Here is a 4,303-nt window from a genome sequence, read left to right as displayed (position 1 = left end):
AATTTGCTCCCATAATAACACCACCATTCTATAATCATTATACTACGCAAAATAAAAACCCTGTAAAACAGGGTCACAAAATAAGGTCTCTTTTTTATCGTGTCCATTTTACAGGGTCCATTTTAGATTCTTAGAGCTTCTTGTTCTTTTCTTTACATATGTCTACTAGTGGACATGCCTTACAATGGGGAGACATCGCCTTGCAATGATATCTTCCAAAGAAAATCATTTGGTGATGTGTTTTAATCCATCTATTTTTAGGAATAGTCTTCATAAGCTTCTTTTCTACAGTCAATACTGTATCATCCGCTTTCGCAAATCCAAGTCTTTTAGAGATACGTTCTACATGAGTATCTACCGCAATAGCGGGATAACCAAATCCTTCTGCCATGACAACATTGGCTGTTTTTCTTCCTACTCCTGGGAGTGTAATTAATTCTTTGTGAGAAGCTGGTACAACGCCATTGAAGCGTGTCTGAAGAGTTTCAGCCATAGCCTTGATATTCTTAGCCTTATTTCTATAAAGGCCGATAGAATGGAGATCTGACTCCAATTCGGGCAATGATGCATTCGCATAGTCTTCTACTGTCTGATATTTTTTAAATAGATGAGTAGTCAGCTTGTTCACTGCTTCATCTGTTGTTTGTGCTGATAACATTACTGCAACAAGTAATTCTAGATTGTTAGAATGATTCAATACACAGCGTGCATCTGGAAACATTTCATCAAATGTATTGAGTATTCGATCTTGTTTTGTTTTAATCATTTTCCCACCAGTTATAATTTCTTACTTCTTCACTTATTTCCGGCTCTTCTTCTTGATATTTCTTAATATAATTCTTAGAATGAGCCCAGTTTTCTAGTACTCTTTCAATATATCTAAAAGAAAGTGCATTAGATTTCACTGCTTCTCTTAAAGCAGATACAATCATTTCATCATCATATCCAGTTCTTTTAAACTGATTGATATATTCAATATCCATCGTACTCATTGTACGTCCAAAAGCATCTTCAAATATTTCTACAAGATTGACTTCTTCTTTCTTTTCTACCTTCATACCTAGTAATAGCTTTTCTAAAGGTTTGAAATCAATTTTTAAGTTAATACGATCAAGATAATGTTTATCAACAAGTCTAATCATAATATCATCAATTTCTTTAATAGATAGAGAAGAAAATTCCGCAATCTTTTGAGGATATATAGGTCTTACACCTAAATCACTTAAAGTCATCATCAATAATAATATATGTGTTTCTTCATCTTTTAGTCCTATAGACTTTCCTTTAAGTAATAAAAGTTTCTTAAAGTCTATACACTGATAATCTTTCAACATTTCTGTACTCATAGACGATAATACTTCACAAACTTTCCTTCATCTAAAGAGTAATAGAAATAATAGAGGTGCTCATCATTCTGATATTTTCCAAAATAAACAAGATCACCATTTTCATAACCTATAGATAAACTACTTACATTTACTTTATATTCATTATTGATCGTATTGATGACATCTTCCTGTTTAGCGATAGAACCACTATAACTATCTACTAATTTATATTTAGTATTATAAACCTGATAGACCTTCTTTTTTTTCTTGTCTTTAATACGAATGATATAGTAGGTCTTAGAGCTGTTGTATTCATTGAAGTAATAATCATAGTTAAGTTTATATTTATTAATAATCTTATTTCTTTCTAATGCGATATCATTTTCATGATTAAAATAAGGAACATGTATGCTTAACATGCAGAAAGAGACTACAATCAAAATAACCACTAATACTGCAATGATTAAATGATAAATCCAGTTTTTATCTTTCTTATTATAATTCATAACGACCTCCATAGTGCCACTATTATAGCGCATTTAAGATTAAAAAAAAAGAGATTCGTTAATTTGAATCTCTATTAGAACTGCTTAATATCATAAAGAGAATTCTTAACATACTTGCAAGAGTTGCACATACTCCAGCAACATAAGTCAATGCAGCAGCATAAAGCATCTGCCATGCACCTGCATATTCATTTTCATTCAAGTATTGAGATTGTAATATCGCAAGTCCTCTTTTTGATGCATTAATTTCTACTGGTAATGTAATAATCTGGAAAGCTAAAATGCCACACATAAGGAAGAAACCTAAAAAAGCAAGTTTAGTAGATCCTAATGCAAGTCCAATCATAATCGCAATCCAACCTAAATAATTTCCTACATTACATAAAGGAATAATCGCATTTCTTACACGTATTGGCATGTAGTTTTCATGATATTGAATGGCATGACCACATTCATGTGCTGCAACGGCACATGATGCAATTGTTGTACCATGATATATGTCACTCGAAAGAGATACACTATTATTAGAAGGATCAAAGTGATCTGATAATTCTCCATGTACTTCATAAACTGGTACATGAGTCATTCCATGAGAATCTAATATTTCTCTAGCCACTTGTGCCCCTGTGATACCACGACTATTTTGTTTACGACGGTATTTCGCATATGTAGATTTGATCTTGGCCTGACAGTATAAAGAAAAAAACATCGCAATACCTACTAAAATTGTACCAAGCATATAACCTGGATTTGTCATTAAATAATAACTCATTTTCATCAACTCCTGATATCATTATATATAAAAATTATTAACTGTATATAAACAAAAAAGATGCATTAGTTCATTGCATCTTTTAATCTATTACTTGGTTTGAAAGAAACTGTACGACTTGCAGGAATGATAATAGGTTCCTTAGTCTTAGGTGAAACACCCTTACGTTCATGGCAGTGATTGATTTTAAATGTACCGAAGCCAGAAATAAGAACTTTGTCACCATCAATCATACTTTCTACCATCGTATCAAAAACTGTATTCACAAGAATTTCAGCGTCTTTTTTTGTTAAATCTCTTTTTTCAGAAACGATATTGATTAATTCTTTTTTATTCACTTCTGTAATGCCTCCTAATAAATTATCCTTGAGTAGTATAACAAAATCTATCTTCTATTTCAAGAGATAAAATACAAAAAAAGCACGTAATAAAGGACATAAAATGAATTACTATTTTTTTGATTTATAGGCTTTTTCCCAGAACTTATTTCCTTTTTTTAAGAACTGTTTTTTAGAAAAAAATGTGATATCTAAGGCACTTTCTTTCGCTTTTCTTATATCTAATGCAAAATTTTTTAATTCATTAGATATACGCCATGTATAAGGAATATGGTCTAATAAGAAGTAAGCACCAATTTTTAATGTACCTTTATAAACTGCATTTGTTTTCTTACTATATAACTCCATAATCTCTTGGGCATAGTCACAATAATCTGTTTCATATTCATCACAATACATGACACAATAAATTGTTTTATGATTCATTAAAGACTCATTATTTTTCATATAATCAAGCATACATGAAGGGATAGTTTGCGAAGAGATAGGAAACATGAAAATAAGAGTACCATTATCTTCTAAATCTTTATCTTCTATGACCTGTAATGTTTTAATAGTAACATTGTTTTTAAGATAGTGAGCAAGCTTATATGCCTGTTTGTACATTACTTTATTTGTATATATTAAACCAGATAAGATGATTAAAGTATTATCCACGATCAACACCTCCAAATGTCTTAAGAGAATTATCTAATTCTTCTTCTGTACAGAAGTAAGTATTAATAGAAGAAATAGAATAACCTAGAAGTGAGTCATGTAAATAATTCATCAGCATCTTCTGTTCCTGTTCTGATATATCACCATAGCCTATAAGAAGGATTTTCTTAGATTGCTGAGCTAAAGATGCATGACAGGTTGTTCCATCTACTGTTGTATAATAAGGCTCATATGAGTCAATATTACGCTCTATAAAGGATTTTAGGGGTGTATCAAAGCATCCACAATAAATATGAGTCACTAGAATAATTAAAGAAGCCTGACCAATCCATTGATTAATGACTGAAATATCATCGTGATAACGACAAGGCATTTGTTTTTTTAGGCATGTATAGTCTCCTGTACAAGCACTATATTTAATATTGTTCAGATTGACGATAACACTTTCATTAAATAATTCTAAAGGAATATCTTTATCTGTAATGACTATATTTTTCATGTATAAAACCCTCCCTCATATAAGGATACAAGAAGAATTGAACGAATTCAATAAAAAAAGCCCTCCAGTCGGAAGGCATAAAAAAAGGACCTGGCAGCTTGCTATTGTCGCGTCTTCACACTATCGTCGCCGTTATGATGCTTAACTTCCGTGTTCGGGATGGGAACGGGTGTGTCCATCATGCTATCGCCGCCAGATCCTCG

General features: G+C 31.6%; 7 protein-coding genes and 1 rRNA gene. All 8 read right to left on the bottom strand.

Annotated elements, in window-relative coordinates:
• Positions 1 to 130 precede the first annotated feature (130 nt).
• A complete protein-coding gene (gene nth / locus EAI80_RS12100; protein WP_129982239.1) occupies positions 131 to 766 on the bottom strand; it encodes an endonuclease III in 636 nt (211 codons plus the stop codon).
• Complete coding sequence (locus EAI80_RS12095; RefSeq protein ID WP_238634606.1) at positions 759 to 1,334, bottom strand: DnaD domain protein; 576 nt, start codon at positions 1,332 to 1,334, stop codon at positions 759 to 761. Before EAI80_RS12095 ends, nth begins: the two co-directional genes overlap by 8 nt.
• A gap of 8 nt (positions 1,335 to 1,342) precedes the next feature.
• A complete protein-coding gene (locus EAI80_RS12090; RefSeq protein WP_129982237.1) occupies positions 1,343 to 1,834 on the bottom strand; it encodes a hypothetical protein in 492 nt (163 codons plus the stop codon).
• 58 nt (positions 1,835 to 1,892) lie between these two features.
• On the bottom strand, positions 1,893 to 2,606 hold the full coding sequence (locus EAI80_RS12085) for a zinc metallopeptidase (protein WP_238634605.1): 714 nt from the start codon (positions 2,604 to 2,606) through the stop codon (positions 1,893 to 1,895).
• A 65-nt stretch (positions 2,607 to 2,671) separates the two neighbouring features.
• Positions 2,672 to 2,944 (bottom strand): HU family DNA-binding protein, encoded by a 273-nt coding sequence (locus tag EAI80_RS12080; RefSeq protein WP_022424200.1) that lies wholly within the window; start codon positions 2,942 to 2,944, stop codon positions 2,672 to 2,674.
• Between the two features lie 111 nt (positions 2,945 to 3,055).
• Positions 3,056 to 3,601, bottom strand: a complete 546-nt coding sequence (locus EAI80_RS12075) for a hypothetical protein (RefSeq protein WP_129982235.1) — start codon at positions 3,599 to 3,601, stop codon at positions 3,056 to 3,058.
• A complete protein-coding gene (locus tag EAI80_RS12070; RefSeq protein WP_129982234.1) occupies positions 3,594 to 4,100 on the bottom strand; it encodes a flavodoxin family protein in 507 nt (168 codons plus the stop codon). Before EAI80_RS12070 ends, EAI80_RS12075 begins: the two co-directional genes overlap by 8 nt.
• 88 nt (positions 4,101 to 4,188) lie before the next feature.
• A 5S ribosomal RNA gene (gene rrf / locus EAI80_RS12065) occupies positions 4,189 to 4,297 on the bottom strand.
• Positions 4,298 to 4,303 lie beyond the last annotated feature (6 nt).

The organism is Catenibacterium sp. co_0103 (assembly GCF_004168205.1).
GTDB lineage: Bacteria > Bacillota_I > Bacilli_A > Erysipelotrichales > Coprobacillaceae > Catenibacterium > Catenibacterium mitsuoka_A.
This window is presented reverse-complemented; position numbering and strand designations above follow the sequence as displayed.